Genomic DNA, 21,822 nt, shown 5'->3' with positions numbered 1-21,822 from the left:
GTTGCCCCATACCCCACTTACTTTTTTGCCTTGATGCAAAAAAGTAAGCAAAAAAAATCAAGGCTACGCCTGCCTCGCACGAAAAACTACGCTTGCAGGTGGAAAAAATCTGAACTCGCACCTCCTACGTCGGTGCTTAAACAGCAGATTTTTTTTTACGCCCGCTGCACTTGTTTTTCGGCTCACCAGCCGATGCCAGAGGAAAAACGAATAGACCTCGGAAAAACGAATCATATTCTAAATTCGAGTTTTTCAGCAGACCCTAGCATAGGAGTGCAAATAAAAATAGGGTGTCTAGGACTGCTTAGACACCCTCATCTATATAATGATATTTTATTTATTACTTGGTTGAGCCCAGTTTTATTTGTAGCTCGTTTAGCTGCTCTTCAGAAATTGGCGAGGGTGAGTCGATCATAACATCTCTACCCGAGTTATTCTTGGGGAATGCTATGTAATCGCGAATCGATTCCGATCCGCCCATGATAGAGCAAAGCCTATCGAACCCAAATGCTACTCCACCATGGGGAGGCGCACCATACTTGAATGCGTTTAGCAAAAATCCAAACTGGGCTTCAGCCTCCTCTTCCGAGAACCCTAGCACTTTAAACATCTTATGCTGCAGATCCCTATCGAAAATACGAATAGAACCACCTCCAATCTCAACGCCATTGATTACCAAGTCGTATGCATTGGCACGTATGGCCGAGGGATCGGAGTCGAACAGGTGTATGTCCGAAGCAACAGGAGAGGTAAAAGGATGATGCTTAGCGTAGAATCGCTTGGACTCCTCGTCCCACTCAAGCAATGGGAAGTCAACAACCCAAAGCGGTGCGAAAACATTGGAGGGCCGTAAGCTTAACCTTGATCCCATCTCGAGCCTTAGCTGGCCTAGCCCTTCGAGCGTATGGGTACGATCGCCTGCCATAATCAACAAAAGATCGCCCTCGCTGGCCCCCATATGTGTTGCCCATTTCGAAAGATCGTCAGGAGAGAAAAACTTATCGACCGATGATTTTACCTCTCCATTGGCTCCCAGCTTAACATACACCAGGCCCTTGGCCCCAATCTGAGGTCGTTGTACAAATTTTGTTAGCTCATCGAGCTGTTTTCGCGAGTATTCAGCTGCACCGGGCACCACAATTCCACCAACATACTCAGCATTATCAAACACAACGAACCCTTTGCCCTTGGCTAGCTGGCTCAGGTTGCGAATTTCCATCCCAAACCTAAGGTCGGGCTTATCGCAACCATATAACGACATGGCGTCGTTGTACGTCATTCGCTGGAATGGCTTTTTAAACTCAACCCCAAGGATATCATTAAAAACCGATACAATCATCCCTTCGAAGGTTTTGAGTACATCCTCCTGCTCAACAAACGACATTTCACAGTCGATTTGGGTAAACTCAGGCTGACGATCGGCACGCAGATCCTCATCACGAAAGCACTTTACTATCTGGAAATACTTATCCATACCCGCCACCATAAGCAGCTGCTTAAAAGTTTGAGGCGATTGGGGCAATGCGTAAAACTCGCCTGGGTTCATGCGCGATGGCACAACAAAATCGCGAGCACCCTCAGGAGTCGATTTTATTAGGAAAGGGGTTTCAATCTCAACAAAATCGATGGAGTCGAGATATTTCCGAACAGCCTGACCCACCTTGTGCCTTAGTAGCAATGCGTTTCTCACAGGATTTCTACGGATATCCAGATACCTATACTTCATCCTTAGCTCATCGCCACCGTCTGTTTCATCCTCAACGGTAAACGGGGGAACTTCCGAACGGTTAAGAATCCTGATACACTCTAGCTTGACCTCAATTTCACCCGTTGGGATCTTGGAGTTCTTGCTGGATCTCTCGAGAACGGTTCCCTCGCAACGAATTACGAACTCTCTGCCCAAATCCTCAACTATTTGCATAGTTTTCTCATCGGTATTCTCATCGGCAACAAGTTGGGTAATTCCGTACCTGTCGCGCAGATCGATAAAAGTCATTCCTCCCAAATTGCGAATACGTTGTACCCATCCGCTAAGGGTTGTCTTTTGTCCAATGTTGGCGGCTCGTAACTGACCGCAGGTGTGTGTTCTATACATCTTATGGTTCATTTTTTTCAGATTGCGAAGGTATAAAGAATTCGCAAGGCTTACAATTAGTGGCATCTTTTTTGCAAAACAGCTAATTGTTACTATTTATGTACATATGAATATTCACGAAAAATTTATGCACGAGGCCCTAAAGGAGGCCCAAAAAGCAGAACAGAAAGATGAGGTTCCCATTGGGGCTGTGGTAGTTTGCCAGGGGCAGATAATTGCGCGAGCCCATAACCTTACCGAAACCCTGAACGACCCAACGGCCCATGCCGAGATGCAGGCCATTACAGCAGCAACATCGTATCTTGGAGGCAAATATCTCAACAGCTGCACCTTGTATGTTACCTTGGAACCTTGCCCAATGTGTGCAGGTGCACTATACTGGAGTCAACTTGAAAATCTGGTTTATGGCGTAGGCGATCCCAAACGGGGTTACACAACCGTGTCGGGAAAAATGCTTCATCCAAAGACGAGAATTATCACTGGAATCCTCGAGAACGAGTCGAGTTCAATAATCAAAAAATTCTTTGCCAAGAAACGATAACCAAAAATAATGTTGACTTTGAGGGCACAGCGTAATTTAAAGTGATTCTAAATTTATATATTGTGGCCCTAAAAAAAATGTAACTTACTATTTTTATGCGTTTTTAAAACTTGAAACAACCAATAAATTTTTAACAATATGAAAACTAACTGGCTAAACAAAATTCTTGTAGTACTAACGTTAGCTGTGGCTCCCTACTGCTTGTCGGCGCAAACCTTAAAGGAGGCAACCGAGGCATACAATACAGGGGCAACGCTAATCAACGAAAAGAAACCAGAGCAAGCGATTGAGCATCTTTACCGTGCCCTTGAGATTAGCGAGGATCTGGAGTACGAAGGCGAAGAGACCAAACGAATGGTTGAGGATCTAATTCCAACGGCACACCTTCAGTACGCCATGAACCTATACCGGGCAAAGGATATGTACGGAGCGCTGGAGCAACTAGAAAAAGCACAGGAAACTGCAAAATTGTATGCAGACAGAAATACTCTTGGACGAGTTGAAAGGATTATCCCCCAGCTATACAACCAGATGGGTAATACCGAGTATCGTGCTGAGAACTACGAAAAAGCTATTGACTACTACAAAAAGGCAATAGATGTAAAAGCAGACTACCCCGACCCTTACCTTGGAATTGCTCTGGCATATGAGAAGCAGGAGAACTTTGATTCTATGCTTGATTACCTTAAGCAAACAATGGAGGTATCTAACGCTGCAAACGATAGGAAAAAAGCTGAAGATGCCCAGAAAAAGGCAAAAGCTTACCTACTGCGCGAAGGTGACGAAGCTCAAAAAGCCAAAAGATATGAAGAGGCCATTGATTTCCTTGCGAAGGCCATTGAGTTTGACGACACAGATGCTACCCTACTCTACGCTATTGCAGTAAACTACAACGAGCTAAAAAACTGGGGTAAAGTTATTGAGTTCGGGAAATTAGCACTGGAAAAAGCCAATGGCAGTATTGATGAGGCTGGCGTATACTATAACATAGGTATTGCATTCCAAAATCAAGGTGATACCAGCCAAGCATGCCAAGCTTTTAGCAATGCACTGTCTGGCTCGTACAGAGCAGCAGCAGAGTACCAGATGCAAGAGGTACTGAAGTGCCAATAATGCTTTTCGGATCGGTAAAATTACAGAAAAGGGAGCTTTGAGCTCCCTTTTCTGTAATCTACTATTTAGGTAAGTAACCTAAATACATTAAACCTCCCTCTTTACTGTAAGCAAAACCATTGAGCTACTTAATCCCATAATCCTTTAGATGCGGAACAAGCTTTTTATCCGTGTTAAGGATGTGCTCCGAGAGCCATTCGCGAAGAAAGGTTAGCACCTCAATGGAAATATTATCCTTCCCCTGATTAAGCTTATCTTCAAAAGCATCAACCTGCTCAACGAATGCATCATGAGCCTTTTTGTGAGACTCGAAGTCGGGATAATTTGTACTTTTCATATAGAACTCCTCGCGCCTAAAGTGAACCCGCGTGTAATCTATCAACTCCTTAACAACCCCTTGAATAATATTCTTTGCTTGTCCCTGACTCATAGCGGAGTACAAATCGTCAATGTAACCAACCAATTTTTTATGGTCATTGTCAATGCTTTCGATATCGAAAGCAAATTTGTTTTGCCAAGTAAAAAATGCCATAGCTAATAAAGTTTTAAAGTAATCGACATTTAAGTAAAAGAAATAAACACTACTCTTAATCCTTAAACTAGTTGACAAGAGTTATGTTAGGCCACACTGCTGCCAAATTAGTGCGCATTACAATAAATAATCGAACTAATTTATTCCATGCGCACGGAATGTTTCCACATAAGCTTTGTCGGTTCGCTGAATGTGTGTAACCAGCCAATCCTGCAGGAAATGTACCACATCGAGTGCAACCGAAATATCACCTGCATTAAACTCCTCTCGAAAAGTTTTTATCTGATCGATAAACCGCTTGTGCTGCACCAAATGCTTTTCGGTTCCTTCGTAACGAATCTTTTTAAACACCTCCTCCTCATTGCCAAAGTGATATACTGTATAGTCGAGTAGCTCATCGAGAACCTGCTTAAGCTTGGACTTACTCTTGGATTTACCGTAGGTTGTGTAAAGGCTGTTGATAAGCCCAAAAAGCACCTTGTGCTGATCGTCGACCCAGCTAATACCAATTTTGAAAGAGTCGTTCCACCCCACAAGTTCGCCTCCACTAGTCCTCGCTTTACCTGCCCTGCTATCGGTAGTTTTAAAGAATCCGATGGCATCCTTTAGCTGCTCAGCTTGGCTTGCAAACTCTTCGGCGCTGGTAGCCAGCTCCTCGCTTGCAGCGGCATTCTGCTGAATAACGGTATTCATCTGTTGCACGCCATTATTTATTTGGTTAGCACCCTCATTCATCTCTTGGCTAGCCGCTGAGATTTCATGGATCATCTGTGAGGTTTTACCAACCTCGGTGGCCAAATCGCCTGCAAGTTTTAGCGCGTGGCTGGTTTTACCATACGATTTATCCGATAGTGCGATAATCTCATCGGCAGCCAATCGGCTCCGCTCAGCCAGCTTGCGAACCTCGGCTGCAACCACGGCAAATCCTTTGCCATGCTCACCAGCGCGTGCCGCTTCCACGGCAGCATTAAGGGCCAGTATGTTGGTTTGGAAAGCAATATCGTTAATCACTGTAATTTTTTCGGATATCACGGCAATGGCATCCATACTCTCCTTACTCGCTTCGGCTGTTTGGGTCATCATAGTTTCAGCTGTACGGTATATCTTCTCTGCTTGCATTGAATTGTCGGAGTTTTGCTGAATGTTAGCCACCATCTCCTCAATTGATGATGATATCTCCTCAGCCGATGCAGCTTGCTCCGATGCACCCTGGGAAACCATTTGTGCCGATTCACTAATCTGATCGCTTCCGCTCACAATATTCCCAGCACCCATAGTAATGGTGCCCACAATATCCTTCAGCCGGTCGTTCATTTTGTTAAAAGAGTTAATGAGCAACCCTATCTCATCGTTGGCACTCTTTTCTAGCTTGTGTCCTACAATTCCGTTGGACATATCCATAAAGAAAGGTAATACTTGACGTACCGGGTTAACGATGTACTTGCGGATAACCCACAGTAGGATAAATAGGGATATAAAATTTACAAGCAGCAGGATTGTGAAGATTAGATTTGCTCTGTAACTGCGGTTCTCATCCCAATCGGCAACAGCATCAACTAAAGCCTCGCTGGCTACAACTAACCTCTCGGTATTATTCTCGATATACTCAAGCGACTCTAAAAAGTTTGACGGCTGCCCATCCACAATTTTTTGTGCCTGAGCTTGGTATGGAGTCCAGACTGCTTGAATCTGATCTATCTCAGTTTTGAACTGGCTGTATACACCCGCAATCTTAGAATTACTCTTAACCTCGGGAGCCACTCCCCCATTCTTAATTACCTGCAGCGACTCATCGAAAAGTTTGATAGCTACACGTAACTTTTGCTTGCTGGCATTGGGGTTGCGATGCAAAAACTCCGACTGGTATGCAATGCTTTTAATTAGCATTCTATTACGGCCTGCTATCTCAACCAAACTGCTGGAGCTAGACATATTGTTAACCCTAAAAAACACAAAAGTAACCAAGGCGAAGCCGATTAGAAATCCAAGGATTACGCCTGTTTTCTGTGCAATAGACCAGTTTTTGAATGAGTTCATTTGGCTAAATTTAAGTTGGTTTACTACCCAAGTCAGGTTATAGTTTCAAAACTCTTAATTATACTTATAAAATATGATTGATAGAATAACCTTCGAATTACTTGGCTTATACATTAAAGGTGAAAATTTGTTACACTGCATACCCCATAAGACTATGGTATAAAACTTCTGCTTCTGCTGGAATTATTTATCGGGAAGCTGTTTTGTTATATTTTTTAACTCCAAGTGGTAAGCAAACTTTTTATCGGACACTAGTATGTGGTTTGACAACCAATTCTTCAGAAAGTTTGCCATATCAAGGGTGATAGAATCACTATTTGTGCGCTTAAGAAATTTTGAGATCATTGCAATGAATGCGTCATGCTGAGTTTCATGCTCTTCAAAGTACGGGTAATCTATTGATTTCATTAGCATCTCCTCTCGCCTGAAATGATTTTTTGAGTAATCAACCAGCTGATCCAAAGTGGAGTTAACAATTTCCTTTCCATCACCTCTGGCCATCTCTAGGTATAAGTCATTTATTAATCGCAGCAACACCTTATGATCGTTGTCAATTATTTCGTTACCACTCTCATATATCTCTCCCCATTGAAAAAAGGTCATATCTTCATATTTGATTGATGACAACAAATTTAGCTGGAGCTCCCTTCAGCTCTATCAGCTTTTTTACCCATTTTATAACCCTAGCCACCAGCAACACTCTTTAAAACATTAAAACCCTGAAGGTGTTTGTATTACACCACCATCAGGGCTTCAATTTAAAGGCATTATAAATAGCGTAACAACCAAGAAGCTGCAGAAACAAAAAAAGGTTCAGCATATCAATTGCTAGCACCTATTTGATTCCCATTCCCGGTAAGTTTCACTACCTTCTGCATCAGGTCGTCAATATCAAAGGGCTTCATGACCGTCTCGTTAGCTCCAAGGTTTTGGGCCATGGTAAGGTAGTTCTCGGCCGATATGTACCCTCCACCAGAGAGAGCAATGATCTTAACCTTTGGATGCTTTCTCTTAGCATCCATAATAACCTCTATTCCATCCTTCTCTGGCATTAGCACGTCAGTAAGAATAATATCTACATCCATCATTTCCAAGCACCTCATTCCCTCTTTCCCGTTGGAGGCCAAAATAACCTTGAACCCCTCAACTTGAAGAATATCGCGAATGGTTTCACGCATAATGGGATCATCATCAATCACAAGAATTGTACTAGTAATGCTCCCCTTCTGATGATTGCTAAAACCGTTCATATCCTTCATCGCCATTGCCTTTTGAAAGGTTTATAACTACGCCCTTATTTATTTCGAAAGGTTGGCCAGCCTTAACATTCCTTGATGTTTGAGAATTGGTGACCACTTGGTTACCGTTTTGGTTCGTTTTCCTGTCAGTGACCAGCTCTGCAACCTGTCCGTTTGGATTAGGTTTTGGAGTGGCTTTATACGCAGACTTTTTTATAGAACTATAACTGCCACTGGTGGTATTCACCCTAAAAAAGCTAATTATGTCGCGCAACTGGTCGGCTTGAGCCGAGAGTTCCTCTGCACTTGTGGCTACCTCCTCGCTTGCTGCAGCATTTTGTTGAGTGGCTTGGTTTAGCTGCTGAATTGCAGAGTTTATCTGATCGGCACCACTAGTTTGTTCGGCACTAGCAGCAGAAATTTCTTGAACCAACTTAGCGGTTCGATTAATCTCGGGGAGTAGCTCTTTAACCAGTCTGCTGGCATCCTCGGTAGTGGTCACCGTTTTGGTAGAGAGGATATTAATCTCGTCGGCAGCCAGCTTGCTGCGTTCCGCTAGCTTACGCACTTCGGCGGCAACCACAGCAAATCCGCGGCCATGCTCTCCAGCTCTTGCTGCTTCAACGGCAGCATTGAGGGCCAACAGGTTGGTTTGGAAAGCGATATCAGTAATTATTGTAATCTTATCTGCTATCTCTTTAACCGAAGCCAAGCTATGGTTTGCTGTTTGCTCAACTTTCTGCATTCCCTTCTCGGCTAGTAAAGCAATTTTTTCTGTTTGCTGCGCATTGTCCGAGTTCTGCTCAATATTTGCAGCCATCTGCTCCATCGATGATGAGACCTCCTCCACCGATGCGGCCTGCTCATTTGACCACTGCGACATTTCCTGTGAAGTACCGCTCAGCTGCTCTGAGGCAGTTGACATGCTATCCGATCCTTGGCTAACCCGAGTTACAACCTCCTTAATTTTACTTACTGTACTCTCGAAATGCTTTAGGAGTTCACCAATCTCATCTCTAGAATGGTTGCCCAAATCGGCCAGCAAATTACCATCGGCAACCTCCTGTGCATATACAATACCGGCTCTAACATCGCGAAGGATACTACGGGTTAAAGAAAACGCGATAAGCGCAGCCAGCACTATAGCTCCAATTGCCAACACCGAAGTGGAGGTTTGGGAGTAGTTGACTACATTGTATACCTGGCCATGTGCCTCTTCGGACTTACGCTGCGCCAAAGATATGGCCTGGTTGAATAGGTCTCCGAGCTCATCGAGGTACCCAAGGGTATTCTGATTGTAATAGAGCTGAGCATCATTTAACGCTTGAAGATACTGTTCATCCGTTGCCTGCTCAATTGTTTTTTTGATATGGCTTGCACTTTGGTGAAGCTGCTTGTGTGGCTCCTCCATTTGGTTTAACAAGGGTGCCAGGTTGGGAATTAGAGCCTCCGCCTGGTACCTTGAGTCGCTATAATACCACCTACCAAAAGCACATAGCGTGTGGTTTAGCTCCACAGTAATTCGATTATCCTGCTCAGCATATATACTCTGGCTAAGTTCCTTAGACCAAACTATGTGTGCATTGTAACTCTGGAGGAGCTCGACACGAAAATCGTCGCTACTAATTGATTCGGTAGAAGAGTGCAATACGCTCCTGAATCCCAATAAAGATATAACTGCGATTACAGCCAGAAGAAGTATTATGACTCCAAAGCCTAATGTAAACTTTTTTCCAAGGGAAAGATTATTAAGTATCATAATTGCTGATGTTTTTGTTTGTTTTAATACCACAAAAGTGGAGTATAATAGGCCCAAAAACATCAGCAAAAAGTACCAATTGCAAAAACTAAGTTTCTTTACGTGTTTTTACGGGTAAGGCCTGCAAGTAGATAGGTATAGACAATTTAGACTTAAGCCCCCAACTAGTCCTCAACGAAAAAGAGGTTGTGCTTAATGGCGTAAACAACCAAACCTGCAGTGTTGGACACACCGGTTTTTCCAAGGAGATTTCCCCTGTGAGTATCGACGGTGCGCACGCTCAGAAAAAGCTTATCGGCAATTTCGTGGTTGGTTAAGCCTTTACAAATGAGCTGTAACACCTCTAGCTCTCGTCCTGTTAGGCCATGTGGGTTCTGTGGCTCGTTGAAAGTAACAGGCTCATCGTTGCTAATCCTTTCTGTCTTCTCATTTAGATAAATATTTACTGCACCCGTATGCTGTGACTCTGCCCGCTTTCGGTACTCATCAATATTTATCAGATTGGCAATAAGAGCATTACCCCCATTTATTGTGGAAAGACCTCCCCAGCAATCGATATTAACACACTCGTTGCTTTTTGTGCTGGCTTTAAAGGTTGTATTGAAACTTCGCTGTATTCCTCTAACACAACGACGAACCTTACTCTCCAGTTCAGTTCGGTACTCATTGTGAACCAAGTCAAAGAAATTAATCTTAAGAAACTCATCCTGAGAATATCCAAAAATCTTTATCAGCTTGCTATTGGTAAAGGTAACCCGTTCATCTTGATAGATCATGATCCCCGTTAGGGTGCTATCGAGAATGGCCTTAAACCCACTCTCGGTGGCGTTTATGAGTTTCTCACGCTTGGCAATACGAAGCTCAATGGCCTTAAGCAGCTCGTCGTAGTCGAATGGTTTGGTGATGTAATCGTCGGCTCCCATCTGCATTCCTACGCGAATATCCTCCCTCTCGGTTTTAGCCGAAAGGTAAATGAACGGAATAAAACTGGTTGCCGAATTCTGCGAGATGATGGAGTATACCTCGTAGCCATTCATTCGGGGCATTGATATATCGCACAGTATAAGGTCGGGGATGTGCTCCATGGCTTTTTCAACCCCTTCGAGTCCATTCTTGGCTGTTAGAACCTCGTACCCTTCTTCCTTCAAAAACATTGAGGTTGACTCCCTCAGAACCTGATCATCTTCAATAATTAAAACGAGCTTACTACGCATAAGGTCACCATATTTGTTAAAAAAAAAGACACACAGCAGAACCCTTAGAGAGTTCTATGGGGTAGTAAAACCTTAACCTCTGTACCTTGCCCCTCGACACTTTTCACCTCAATTGAACCGCCATGCGTATCGACACTCTGCTTTACAATGGTCATACCCAAGCCCGTTCCTGAAAAGTCTTCGCTATTTGTGGCCCTATAGAAAGGATCAAAAATTTTGTCGAGTTCTTTCTGTGGAATGCCTACACCAAAATCCTTTACGCATAACTCGATGAAACGTTTCGCTTTTCGAATGCTAAACTCAACATGTTTAGAATTGGGAGAATACTTAATGGCATTAGATAGAATGTTGATAAGGATGTGGCGTAGCAAGGCCTGATCGAGAAGTACGTTCGAAAAATCCTCGTCTATGGTTAGCGTCACCCTATCTTCCGCATTAAGCGTAAGGTGCGACTCCTCAACCATTTGTGCAGCAAAATCGTGGAGGTTGATCGTTTCGGGCCTAAAGATAAAGCGGCCTGTTTGTTCCTTACCAATTAGCGACACATTTTCGAGCATCCCGGTCATCATGTTCACAGACTCATAGATGCGCTTGAAGCTAAGGTTTTTTTTCTGCTCATCCCACTTCTCATAGTACCTCTGGAGGAGTTGGGAGTTCGAGTAAATGCTGGCCAAGGGTGTGCGGAACTCATGCGAAACGGTTGAAACAAATCTTGACTTGAGCTCACCTAGCTCCTTTTCCTTTTCGAGCGACCGAGCCATAGACTCTTCGGCCAGCTTACGTTGCGTGATATCAATTGAATTAAAGAATATTCCATTCACCCCCTTTTGCTCATCCAAAACGGGGGAGAAATGTAGTTCAAACCAAAACCTATTCCCATAGGAATCGGTAATTGGCACCTCCAATCTGATGGTTTCACCATTCAACACGCTTTCGGCAACTCCGCGAATGTTATTGGTAAGTTCGCCAGGATAGATATCATAAATAGACTTACCCACCATAAAATCAGTGCCAAACAGATGCTTTGCCCTTTCCCACGCTATAAAGTTGAATGCTTGAACTATAAACGTAGGGCTAAAGATTACAAATGACTGTATTGAGTTATCGAAAATTGCCTGTAACCTCTCCTCACGCTCCTTAACAGCTAGCTCAGCCATCTTCTGGGGGGTAATATCACGAACAAAGCAGGCCAGCATATGGCCCCTTTCGACAGGTATCACGAAAACCGAAAGTTGCAAGTAGTGGGATTGATCGCTCAAGGAAACCTCAACCTCATGTATTCGGTTTGTGGCAAAGTCCGATGATTGCCCGGTATTAATTAGCTCCATTGCTGTCTTTCTCATCTTACTCACCGAGATGTTCCTTGATCCAATGGTGGGGAGCATTTCGTGGAGTTCCCAAATGGTGCGCCCCAATGCAACCGAGGCGGGTATTTGGCTTACGCTTTCAATGGCTCCATTCCATGCAACCACCTGTCCATTCTCGTCGGTCAGCATAATGCCATCGGGCGATTTCTCAATCATCCTACGGAGCTTAAGTTCGCTTTCACGAAGGCTCTCCTCGGCTCTCTTTAGATCGGTAATATCCTCTTTAACCGCAATAAAATTAATAAGCTTATGGTCATTGCTGTATACTGGCGATATGGAGGCTGACTCCCAATATAAGTCGCCGTTTTTCTTTCGGTTAACAAGTTGCCCCTTCCAATCATTCCCCGAAAGGATTGTGCTCCACATGCTCTTAAAAAAGTTCTTATTGTGAAACCCTGAGTTTAAGATTCTGGGATTCTGACCTAAAGCCTCTTGGGAGGAGTATCCTGTAATCTCTGAAAACTTCGGATTAACATACTCAATGGCACCCTTGGTGTCGGTAATCACTATTGATGCTGAACTTTGCTCTACAGCAACCGATAGCCTTGAAATCTTATCGGCATCATCCCTTCGCTGCACCATCCCCCACACTGATGTCATAAGGAGTTTGAGCTGATTAAGATCGGCTTCGCTATAAAGACCCTCCTTATTGGCCACACAAACAAGGGCTGTTAGCTTATCCTGCTCAACAACTGGTATTGACACAAACCGCTTTAGAAAGTTCCAATCAGCAGGTATATTAATATCAGAATACTCCACATCACTATTAACAACCAGCTGTCTGCGCTCGCTTATTACGGGTGACCAAAACTCTGTATCGCTTATTTTAAAGGATTTGCGGGGAGGTGACAGATCTACACCTAGTTCTCTACTTTGAGCCCATGAAGTTAGGGTAAACTCAGAAGATTGATTATTGAAGGTGTAGACAAAACCTAGCTTACTACTGGTTAGGTAAAGGGCTTCGTTAAGAGCAAAATTTAGCAATTCGCTCGTACTTTTAACCTTATGCTCGAATATCCTTACTATAGCCTTAAGTCGTTCGGCATTCTTAAGAATCTCTTCCTCTGCCTTTTTTCTTTCGGTAATATCTGTTATAACTCCTATGATCCCCATAGTATTACCATCAGTATCGAATAGTGGGGCCTTATCGAACATTACCGAACGCTGCACACCATCGAGCCGAGTATAAACACTCTCAGAACTTTGGGTTACCTTGCCCTTTAGTAGCTGCTTATCATGCTGTTGGTAAATTTTGGCCAAATGGTGAGGGCTAATATCATAAACTGTTCTCCCAATTATCTTGCTCCGGGGGAATCCAACAAACTCTTCGAATGCCTTATTGCAACCTATATACTTACCGCTATTACTCTTGTAAAACACCGGATTCGGAATGGTTTGCATAAGTGTTTCCAAAAAATCCTTCTGCTCCTTAACCTGCCGCTCATAGTATTTTCGGTCGGTGACATCATGAACAATTGAGTATAAATAGGTGTGGTCATGAAATGATATTGGGCCGCTAAATACCTCAACATCCCTTACCGCTCCAGATTTAAGCCTATGCTTAAAAACAAAGTGTTTCCTTTGCCCTGATTCGGCCTGTAGCATCTCCTCCTCAATCTCCTTTGGCGAAAGGGTATTGATCTCGGCAAGGTTCATTCCTCTCATCTGGGCTCGTTCCCATCCATAGAATTTTTCGGCTGCCGGATTGGCATCTACCAACCCTCCTGTTTTGGGATCGACAATAAGCATCACGGCATGGCTGTTCTCAAATAAGCTCCGGTATCGTTCCTCGCTCTCCCTGATCTCCTTTTGGGTTTTTAACAGCTCCGACACATCCCGTGCCGCCTCAACAACATGAGTAACCTCTCCATTATCATCAAAAATTGGAGACAGCATTATATCTACAAAAACATAATCGCCATTGGTGTGAATATGCTCGTGCATGTAATTACAGGGTTTACCCGATTCAAAAACCTTCTTAAGCCCACACGTCTCTCCATGCTCACTGCAGGGTTGGTTTAGCCCATGAGAAACGACGAAGCATTTTCGCCCAATCACCTCATCGCGGCTATAACCAGATGCCTTAAGGTAATTGTTATTTACATCTGTAACCACATGGTTTCTATCGATTATCATTATATCCTCATGCAAACCGTGGAGTATGGTGCGGTAGTACTGTTCCTTCTGCATCACTTTAGCATGGGCATCCTCTTTGGTTAGGAACAAGGAGATTTGTATGGCAATGGTGGCAAGCAGATCTATCTCCTCCTTTAGCAATTCACTCGAACACTGTTGCTCATCGGAACACGAAACAGCAATGTAGCCAACAGGCTTGCTATCTATATGTATTGCTTCTCTTGCCCTTATTTCCTTAGGGTTGAAACTTTTTGTCGAAATTGTCAGGTCATCAACACAAGCTTCAACCCCCAATTGATGGGGAAACCTGAAGGCAGATTGCGCAATACTTACAACTTGCCTAAGATAGTCGTCGACAGAGGTATCCTTAGCATTAGCCAGCTTAGATATCTGGAAAAGGCTATTGAGTTCCTTGACCCGCTCAGCCAAGTCGGACTGCAATACCTTCTCCCTTGTAATGTCCATCACGGCGCAACGAATGAAAAAACGACCATCTTTGGTGAGGCGATTACTCTCCACATTAACGGTTCTAGCCATTCCCTCTGAATGTAGGTTTAGCTGAACTGTACCTGAGGTGCCTGTTCGCAAAAGCTGCTGGATATGGATATAGAAATCGTTCTGCGAGTCTGGAGCAATAAACCTTGAAATCTTCTGACCCTTAAGCTCCCTTGTAATTAACCCTGTAAACTTGGCAAAGGTGTTGTTTGCCGACTCAACAACCGAATCCTCATCAAACAAAACATAACCCACCGGAGCGTTTTCAAACAGATCAAGGTAGTGTTGTTTTGAATCATAAAGTTCCTCCTGAATCCTTCTCATTTCTTGATTCTGAGACACTAGCTCTTGCTGGCACACGCTTACATCCTCAAGCAACTCCTCGATGAAAGAACCGCTGAGAAGGTTCTGGTCGATGTTTTTCTCTTGAAGTACCTTTTGAATTCGTCTTCTGAATTCTTCTTTTCTCGATTCCTCTTGCCCCATAGTATAATGGTTAGTGAACGGTAGCAGCAAGCCTCACATCTTACTTGCTAGCCTAATATACATTTGTTCTTCAGTATTACCTATCTTTGCCACCTAAATAAACAACATACAAAAGTAAGCCATAATCATGGTAGCTTGCCATTAGTTTAACCAATAAAAGTATATACCTAGGAGATAAACTACAATAGGTTTTTTCACGTATTTATCCATGTCGCAACCAACATACATAGAGCTACTATGCCCCGCAAAGGATCTTGAAACGGGCAAGGCTGCCATTAGCCATGGAGCCGATGCCGTTTACATTGGGTTCACGAGCTTTGGTGCTCGTGAGGCAGCAGGCAACTCGTTGAATGATATTGAACAACTCATTGAATATGCACACCTTTACCACGCCAGAGTTTATGTAACACTCAATACCATACTCTACGAAAGTGAACTCGAAAGGGTGCAACACCTTATCCATCAGCTTCACCAAGCAGGTGCCGATGCAATCATAGTTCAGGATATGGGAATCCTCGAGATGAATCTCCCTCCAATTCCCATACACGCAAGCACACAGACGAACAATGTTACTGTTGAAAAGATAAAATTTCTGCAGGATGTTGGGATACAAAGGGTAATACTTGCCCGCGATCTTTCGATTGAGCAAATTAAAGAAATTAGAGATGCTACCACCGTGGAGTTAGAGGCTTTTATTCATGGAGCGCTCTGCGTTAGCTACAGCGGGCAGTGCTATATGAGCTATGCAGCCACAGGCCGTAGCGCCAATAGGGGCGAATGCGCGCAGCTTTGCAGGCTCAAATATAGCCTTGTGGATGAAGACGGTAATGTTTTGGCAACCGATAAGCACCTGCTTTCGCTATACGATTTCAATCAAACACAGAACATTGCTAGCCTTATTGATGCAGGAATAACATCGCTTAAAATTGAGGGTAGGTTAAAGGATATTGGTTACGTTAAAAATATTACCGCCCACTACCGAAGAGCTATCGATACTGCTCTTGAGCAAAGGCCGCACCTCACCAAATCATCATCGGGAAAATGTACATACCAATTCACACCCGACCCCGATAGAACATTTAATCGTGGCTACACCACCTACTTTGCACTTGGGCGAGGTGGAACGATGGCATCATTCGACACCCCAAAGTCGATGGGGAAAAGAATTGGTAAAGTTAAGCACGTTACAAAAGATTATGTTGTAATAGAGTCGGACGAACCTATCCACAACAATGATGGCCTTTGCTTTTTAAACCAAAGCAATACTCTTGTTGGATTTAAAGTTAATAAGGTAGATGGTGAAAAAATTACCCCTGCACAAGCCATAGCGGTTCATAACGGAGCCATTATATACCGAAACTACGACCACTTGTTTACCCAGCAACTGATGCAAACTAACTCTGCCGATAGGCGCATCGACTGTGAATTGCTGGTTACTATTGGTAATGAACACCTAACCATACAGCTAACCGATGAGGATGGCATCAGCACCACCCTCAGTTTCAACGTTGCCAATGAGCCGGCTAAAGATGAACAGAAGATGCTCGACTCGATGAAGAAGCAGCTCGGAAAAGCAGGCAACTCGCCCTTCCGCATTAATAAAGTGGCAATCGAGAAATCACAATCGGACACTCCTTTTATCCCTGTTGGCACCCTAAATGGTTATCGGAGGAGTTTGCTTAACGAGCATAGTAAGAAAAGGATTGCCGAGCACAAAATCATAGGCAACAGCATAAACCCAAGCAGCAAACCATACCCCGAGATGAATATAGATTATAAGGCAAATGTAACCAACTCCCTCTCCGAGAAATTCTATAAACGGCATGGAGTGCGTGATATTGAGCCTGGGTTTGAGCTTAACAACAACTCCAAAGGCAAAACAATAATGACCACTAAATATTGCATCCTTTACGAGATGAACCTTTGCGATGGAAGAGTGAAAAAAGTGAATAAAAAATTGTACCTGCAGGACATATCACGCAGTTACCCTTTGCATTTTGACTGCCCTAGATGCGAGATGCGGATAGACTCCCCTAATGAATAGAGACAGAATATGGCGAACATACATTTCAGTTTCTATTCTATTTTTTAAAGAAATCTATCGATTTAAACTTCAATTGTTATAATTTTGTATCTTTATATTGATTAACCCAACAATAACCAGCTATGGATGTTTTGTCAATAAAGGGTACTAGCCAGTATCCCGAAATACAGCTTGATGGTAATGCTGGTAAGCTCAGCTTCGCCGGGAACTCATTACCCGAAGATGCCAAGGGTTTCTTTGAACCCATTATCGACTGGATAGTCAGCTACATTGAGAATCCATGTGAGGAGACTACTCTCACATTTAGAATGATTTACTACAACACCCCAAGTTCAAAAATAATCTTCCAAATCCTTAAACGATTTGAAGCCATTAACAACAAGCTAAGTAGGGTGAAGATTATTTGGGAGTACCCCGACGATGACATTGACATGAAGTATGCCGGAAGCGACTTCTCCGAAAGTGTTAAGATTCCTTTCGAATTTGTTGAATACAAAGAGTAAAGCCTGCTTACCTCAACTTACTACGCAAAAGACCAGCTAAAAAAGCTGGTCTTTGTTGTTGTGACACCGACAGGATTGTTCGCTTCAATAATACTGTAATCTTCTGGGCTCACGATCCCGCCTTTGGAAAAAGCCATGTCGAGACTTTCATAAAACACGAAAGGCCAATCCGATTGGATTAGCCTTCTGAGTGACCCCGACAGGATTGTTCGCTTCTGTGCCCGTGTATCTCGGATACTCACGATCCTGTCTACCTGTTTCAGGTTGGTCGCCTTCCCTCAAAACGAACAGACCAGCCCCTTAGGACTGGTCTGTTTGTGTGACCCCGACAGGATTCAAACCTGTGACCTTCAGAACCGGAATCTGACGTTCTATTCAGCTGAACTACGGGGCCAATATTTTTTTATAAACTAACGCTTCACCTCAAACTGTAATTCAGAACCGGAATCTGACGTTCCCTGCCTGACTGCGCTCGGCAGGCAGGCCTGCCTGACTGCCTGCGGCAACAGGTAGGCAGGTATTCAGCTGAACTACGGGGCCAAATGCGGTGCAAAAATAGCTAAAAAAACATATCTGGCAACGAAACGCTTTAACAATACACATTCACTTACACCGGGAACAGCTACAAATAGCCATCCCAAACGCCAACCTGGCTAAGCGAACTGGCGTGATAACCTTTGGGAACGGCGAAATCAGATTCATCCATTGGCAACCTAACTGCCTGCTGAACCTCTGAAATTTCTATGCTTCCATCGCCACGCTGTATCTCAACCTTTACAGGGTAACCATTCTTAAGTAGATCGAAGTATTCTGCTGAGCTCTCAAAACTACCTGCGTAAGCACCCTGTGCCAGCTGATTTAGAAAGTTGCTCAGATTGACAAAGTCAAAATCTTTAGCAATGGTTAACTCCTTTGCAATCCAGATATTCTCAAGAAACAACCCTTCCTCAAATACTGTATACTTAGTTGCACTGAAACCGCTCACCTTCTCGGGAACACCAACTCGTTGAACCTTAAAGCTGCGCGAAGGCTGTGGCATACTTCCCGATGTGGGAAACGATGCCTCTATCATCTCCATATACATGGCACGCATCTCTTCCTGATTCTCCGCACTAACGCCTACCAACTTCTCCTCTACAGAAGCCTCTAGCTCCTCCCTTATCTCCCTAACAAAACGCTGAGGATTTCCTTTCCAGTAGGATCCATTCTGTCTATTGATGTAAATAATCTCACTATTTCTCAGGTCGAAAATGGTGGTTAAGCCTCCTCCCTCCATCTTCATAAATCCATTGTACAGATACACCTGCTCTAACCGCTCGGCCTTAGTGCCCTCTGGCAAGCTGTAGTACCTAGTAGTAACATGCCAGCCACTGGCAAACCCAAGCATAGCAATGCTTTGGAAAAAAAGTATGAATAAAACTTTCATAATTAATTTGCAATAGTTTGAATGGCAAATGTACAAATAACAGGCCTAAAATGGAGAAGAAAAAATAGGGGTGATCTCACCGGCCACCCCTATCATGAATTTCTATCTACTTCAAATACCTCTCAAACCAGCTATGCAGCTCGTTGTACCAGAATATTGAATTTTGAGGCTGAAGAATCCAGTGATTCTCGTTGGGGTAATAGACCATTCTTGCGTCGAGCCCCATACCCTTGTAAACACCGTACACTGTAAGTGCATGGCCAATGGGTACTCTAAAATCTTGCTCACCGTGAATAATCAGCATGGGCGATTTAAAATTCTCGGCAAACGCTGCTGGGTTATGGCGATGCATGTTCTCAGGCTTATCCCAAGGAGTACCTCCATAGGCAATCTCACGATTTGATGTGAAATCGGAGCCAAACTGTGTGTAAAAGTCGTAAACACCAGCATGGTTTACCAGCGCAGCATAGCGATCGGTGTGTCCGGCTATCCAGCTCACCATATACCCACCGTAGCTGCCTCCTGCAGCAGCCATCTTGCTCTCATCGATAAAGCCACGCTCAACCATATAGTCAGTGGCCTTCATGATATCCTCAAAGGGCTTATCGGAGTGGTTACCATGTATTGACATGGCAAAATCCTGACCAAAACTTGTCGATCCATGGAAATTTGGCATAATGGTAACGTAACCCGGCGCAGCAAATAGGTGCGAATTCCAGCGGTAATGCCACTGGTCGCCAAAGGTTCCGTGTGGGCCTCCGTGGATCATCACCACCAATGGGTACTTCTTGTTGGGATCGAAATCAACGGGGTAAACAATAAACATTTGCACATCGGCTTCGTTGGCACCCATGTATGTTACGTTCTCAACATCACCAAATTTAACCTGAGCAAGAATCTCATCGTTAAAGGTTGTCATCTTCATAAGGTTGCCCCTTCGAAGCTCCAAGCGGTATAGCTCCGCTGGGCTATTCAAACTGTTATTACTAAACACCAAGTACTTGTCGCCAAGCGCCAATGAGGCTCCTGTATTGGTTCCACCACGGTACACCTCCTTATGCTTACCCCCTGCCGAAGGGATTGAGAAGATGGACTGCATGGCTCTATCTTCGGCCATAAAGTAAATGGTTTTACCATCGGAACTCCAGCTCCAATCGCTACATGAAATATCGATTTCCTTTGTAATGTTCCTGCGATTTTTCGTTGCCCTATCGTAAATCACCATCTGCACATTATCGGCATAAAAATGGTCGATATTTTGCATTCCGTAAAGGATGCTTCTTCCATCGGGGCTGTAAACCGGGTTACTATCGCCTGCTGCATTCTCGACTGTTATATTTTCCATTGCTCCTGAGCCATCGGTAGTAAGGATGAAGATATCGGCATTCAACTGATCGTAAGGGGGTTCGGTACTGTTGGCCGAAAAGGCAATCTCACGGCCATCGGGCGATATGTCGTATGATGCGCCACCCATCATACCAAAGAACATGGCCGAATTGGGCATCAGATCGGTAACATCCTTCGAATTAACATCAACAGAAAAAATGCGGGGGTACATCCCTTCGGTTAGCCATCGATCCCAATACTTGTATATACGGTTCTCGGTAACCCTGGCCGACACCTTGGAGTCCTTGCTCTCCTTTAGCATCTGCTTGAGCTTATCGAAATCGCCATTGTAATCGGGGTACACATTTGCCACAAAAGCAATGCGCTTTCCGTCGGGAAACCACTTGGGAGCAAATACACCAACGGGCAACTCGGTAACCATTCGCGCCTCGCCTCCATCAATAGGCATAACGTACACCTGAGCCAGGCCATTGGCACGTCGCGAGGTAAATGCAATATCGGTGCTATTGGGCGCCCAAACGGGTGAGCCCGCCTTGCCGCACTGGGTCAGCTGCTTTTGGGCAGCTGTTTCGTTATCCATAAGGTAGATATAGGTACTACCCGAATTCTGATCGATGCAATACTCGGTAACAGTGAAAAGGCTCCACTTTCCATCAGGCGATACCACGGGATTTCCCACCCGTTTCATTTGCCAAAGCTGCTCAGATGTGAGAGGTTGTGCATAAGTTACAATGCTCACCAGCAGAGTTGCGATCAACGAAAATGCTCTGTTTTTCATAGTTTAAAATGTTAAATTATTATTTGATAAATTATTATGCTAGAAAAAGTTTGATGTAAAGGTACAAATTTGGTTTAACTACGCTCAATGGTCTTATAGTTGGAACTACTTGTTAAGATGAACAAACAAATTGTAATTTTGTATGCTAATCACAGCCCAACATATGAATAAAAGAAGGATAGCCAAGGCATTAAAACGGCTGAAACATTTACCTGCCAATAAATACTTTTTTAGGTATGCGGGCAACAAGCTAAAACACCTTTACCTAAAGGCTACTGGGTCGACACGAGTTGCCTACCCATCAACCGTGATGCTTGAGCTAACCAACCGATGCAATTTACGCTGCACCATTTGCCCTAGGGAGTACGAATATGGGAAACAGATGGACAAGGGTGATATGGATATTCAGCTGGCCCAAAAAATTGCAGATGAGTTGTGGCCCTACCTCGACTCCATTGGCCTAACAGGAATGGGCGAGACATTTCTTTACGATGATCTTGAGGGAATTGTAAACTATATCAAAACCAAGAATCGAGGTATTATAATCTCTCTATCGACCAATGCTGTAGCCCTAAACTTTATTGAAAAAGCCAAGCGAATAATTGGAAAGGTTGTATATTAGCCCCAATTAAAACCGAGCAGAAAAATTGCTAAATTTCTGACGGTATGAAAAAGAACAGTTACTGGACATCAAAGCGAAAAGCTGAAGTA

Annotated in this window: 15 protein-coding genes and 1 tRNA gene; 5 read left to right on the top strand and 11 right to left on the bottom strand. The window is 43.9% G+C overall.

Annotated elements, in window-relative coordinates; all coding sequences use genetic code 11:
- Nucleotides 1-340 precede the first annotated feature (340 nt).
- On the bottom strand, nt 341-2,095 hold the full coding sequence (gene aspS / locus G8O23_RS15630; RefSeq protein WP_166366558.1) for an aspartate--tRNA ligase: 1,755 nt from the start codon (nt 2,093-2,095) through the stop codon (nt 341-343).
- A 106-nt stretch (nt 2,096-2,201) separates the two neighbouring features.
- On the opposite strand from aspS, the gene G8O23_RS15625 reads away from it, so the two are divergent.
- Both G8O23_RS15625 and G8O23_RS15620 read left to right on the top strand, forming a co-directional pair.
- Nucleotides 2,202-2,636: a nucleoside deaminase gene (locus G8O23_RS15625; protein WP_166366556.1), complete on the top strand. Its 435-nt coding sequence runs from the start codon at nt 2,202-2,204 to the stop codon at nt 2,634-2,636.
- A gap of 138 nt (nt 2,637-2,774) precedes the next feature.
- A complete protein-coding gene (locus G8O23_RS15620; protein WP_166366554.1) occupies nt 2,775-3,749 on the top strand; it encodes a tetratricopeptide repeat protein in 975 nt (324 codons plus the stop codon).
- A gap of 124 nt (nt 3,750-3,873) precedes the next feature.
- Here the strand turns inward: G8O23_RS15620 and G8O23_RS15615 are convergent, their stop codons facing one another.
- The 7 genes from G8O23_RS15615 to G8O23_RS15585 all read right to left on the bottom strand — a co-directional run bounded on the left by G8O23_RS15615 (nt 3,874) and on the right by G8O23_RS15585 (nt 15,013).
- Complete coding sequence (locus G8O23_RS15615) at nt 3,874-4,281, bottom strand: bacteriohemerythrin (protein ID WP_166366552.1); 408 nt, start codon at nt 4,279-4,281, stop codon at nt 3,874-3,876.
- 135 nt (nt 4,282-4,416) lie between these two features.
- The gene (locus G8O23_RS15610; RefSeq protein ID WP_166366550.1) at nt 4,417-6,318 is read right to left on the bottom strand and encodes a bacteriohemerythrin; all 1,902 of its coding nucleotides are present in this window, start codon (nt 6,316-6,318) and stop codon (nt 4,417-4,419) included.
- A 183-nt stretch (nt 6,319-6,501) separates the two neighbouring features.
- The gene (locus G8O23_RS15605; protein ID WP_166366548.1) at nt 6,502-6,921 is read right to left on the bottom strand and encodes a bacteriohemerythrin; all 420 of its coding nucleotides are present in this window, start codon (nt 6,919-6,921) and stop codon (nt 6,502-6,504) included.
- 218 nt (nt 6,922-7,139) lie between these two features.
- The gene (locus G8O23_RS15600) at nt 7,140-7,568 is read right to left on the bottom strand and encodes a response regulator (protein WP_166366546.1); all 429 of its coding nucleotides are present in this window, start codon (nt 7,566-7,568) and stop codon (nt 7,140-7,142) included.
- Nucleotides 7,555-9,315 carry a methyl-accepting chemotaxis protein gene (locus G8O23_RS15595; protein ID WP_166366544.1) on the bottom strand — a complete coding sequence of 587 codons (1,761 nt, stop codon included), beginning with the start codon at nt 9,313-9,315 and terminating at the stop codon, nt 7,555-7,557. Before G8O23_RS15595 ends, G8O23_RS15600 begins: the two co-directional genes overlap by 14 nt.
- Before the next feature lie 164 nt (nt 9,316-9,479).
- Nucleotides 9,480-10,529: a response regulator gene (locus G8O23_RS15590; protein ID WP_166366542.1), complete on the bottom strand. Its 1,050-nt coding sequence runs from the start codon at nt 10,527-10,529 to the stop codon at nt 9,480-9,482.
- 44 nt (nt 10,530-10,573) lie between these two features.
- Nucleotides 10,574-15,013, bottom strand: coding sequence for a PAS domain S-box protein (locus tag G8O23_RS15585; RefSeq protein ID WP_166366540.1), 4,440 nt, complete (start codon nt 15,011-15,013; stop codon nt 10,574-10,576).
- Between the two features lie 208 nt (nt 15,014-15,221).
- Here G8O23_RS15585 and G8O23_RS15580 point away from each other — a divergent pair, with 208 nt between their 5' ends.
- Complete coding sequence (locus tag G8O23_RS15580) at nt 15,222-17,057, top strand: peptidase U32 family protein (protein ID WP_166366538.1); 1,836 nt, start codon at nt 15,222-15,224, stop codon at nt 17,055-17,057.
- Between the two features lie 122 nt (nt 17,058-17,179).
- A complete protein-coding gene (locus G8O23_RS15575) occupies nt 17,180-17,560 on the top strand; it encodes a DUF1987 domain-containing protein (protein WP_166366536.1) in 381 nt (126 codons plus the stop codon).
- A 320-nt stretch (nt 17,561-17,880) separates the two neighbouring features.
- On the opposite strand, the gene G8O23_RS15570 is transcribed toward G8O23_RS15575, so the two are convergent.
- From G8O23_RS15570 to G8O23_RS15560, 3 genes are all read right to left on the bottom strand, one after another.
- Nucleotides 17,881-17,954: transfer RNA gene (locus G8O23_RS15570), tRNA-Arg, on the bottom strand.
- Between the two features lie 228 nt (nt 17,955-18,182).
- Nucleotides 18,183-18,986 (bottom strand): DUF4412 domain-containing protein, encoded by an 804-nt coding sequence (locus tag G8O23_RS15565; RefSeq protein ID WP_166366534.1) that lies wholly within the window; start codon nt 18,984-18,986, stop codon nt 18,183-18,185.
- 106 nt (nt 18,987-19,092) lie between these two features.
- Nucleotides 19,093-21,111, bottom strand: a complete 2,019-nt coding sequence (locus G8O23_RS15560; protein ID WP_166366532.1) for a S9 family peptidase — start codon at nt 21,109-21,111, stop codon at nt 19,093-19,095.
- Between the two features lie 163 nt (nt 21,112-21,274).
- On the opposite strand from G8O23_RS15560, the gene G8O23_RS15555 reads away from it, so the two are divergent.
- Nucleotides 21,275-21,733, top strand: coding sequence for a radical SAM protein (locus G8O23_RS15555; RefSeq protein WP_166366530.1), 459 nt, complete (start codon nt 21,275-21,277; stop codon nt 21,731-21,733).
- The last annotated feature ends 89 nt before the right edge of the window (nt 21,734-21,822 follow it).

Source organism: Perlabentimonas gracilis, assembly GCF_011174675.1.
Classification (GTDB): Bacteria; Bacteroidota; Bacteroidia; order Bacteroidales; family Tenuifilaceae; genus Perlabentimonas; species Perlabentimonas gracilis.
This window is presented reverse-complemented; position numbering and strand designations above follow the sequence as displayed.